The sequence below is a fragment of the Undibacterium sp. FT79W genome (genome assembly GCF_014284215.1).
GTDB classification, from domain to species: Bacteria; Pseudomonadota; Gammaproteobacteria; order Burkholderiales; family Burkholderiaceae_D; genus Undibacterium; species Undibacterium aquatile.
Map to the genome: position 1 here is coordinate 1 of NZ_JACOGB010000026.1, position 589 is coordinate 589.

General features: G+C 46.3%; 1 protein-coding gene. It reads right to left on the reverse strand.

The window, feature by feature from the left end; genetic code table 11:
* Positions 1–72 precede the first annotated feature (72 nt).
* A complete protein-coding gene (locus tag H8K38_RS18765) occupies positions 73–543 on the reverse strand; it encodes a hypothetical protein (protein WP_186886265.1) in 471 nt (156 codons plus the stop codon).
* Between the last annotated feature and the right edge of the window lie 46 nt (positions 544–589).

Below are 589 nucleotides of genomic sequence, written 5' to 3' on the forward strand. Positions count from 1 at the left end.
CCACGTTTCAAATGTCACATATGATGATATCTGACTTTATTTGTAATTTCTGAACTGCAATATTGTTACAATTCAGTACAAGGCACCATAAGGGATGGCAATGCTACTGGGGGCACTATAGTAGCTAGGGTAGATACCGCATATAGATGGCAAGTTAAAAGCCAACAGAGCTTGGGCTTGAGCTAGAGTCTGATCAAAGTAGAGACCACCAAACTGCTGGAGGTGTTGCTGTTGGACAGTCGCCCAAACACTGTTAATGGCCTGGTACTGAGATTGTTGCGCCATCAGCCTGAGCTGTTGGCAGCACTGCTGCTGCAAGACTTGGTTGTTTCTCAGTGGAAACGTAGCTGATTGCCAGAGGGGGGATGCCGCTATGTTATACTGCTGCCTTACGAACTCATTGCATGGGCTAAGCACCTGTTGCTGCAGCAGGACATGCGGCTGCAGCTGATATTGCCTATAACTCTGACTGAAAACATCAAGTTGCGCAGAGGCGCTGCATGCAGCAATAGCAAGGAGAGCAAAGACGAAAATGATCTTCATTGTTACAGGACACTAGTTCTTTTCTTCCTGCTATAATGCTTGAGTT

Bases quoted from the DNA above. Each gene is read 5' to 3' on its own strand.
- H8K38_RS18765 (WP_186886265.1), bottom strand. From the start codon at position 543: ATGAAGATCATTTTCGTCTTTGCTCTCCTTGCTATTGCTGCATGCAGC.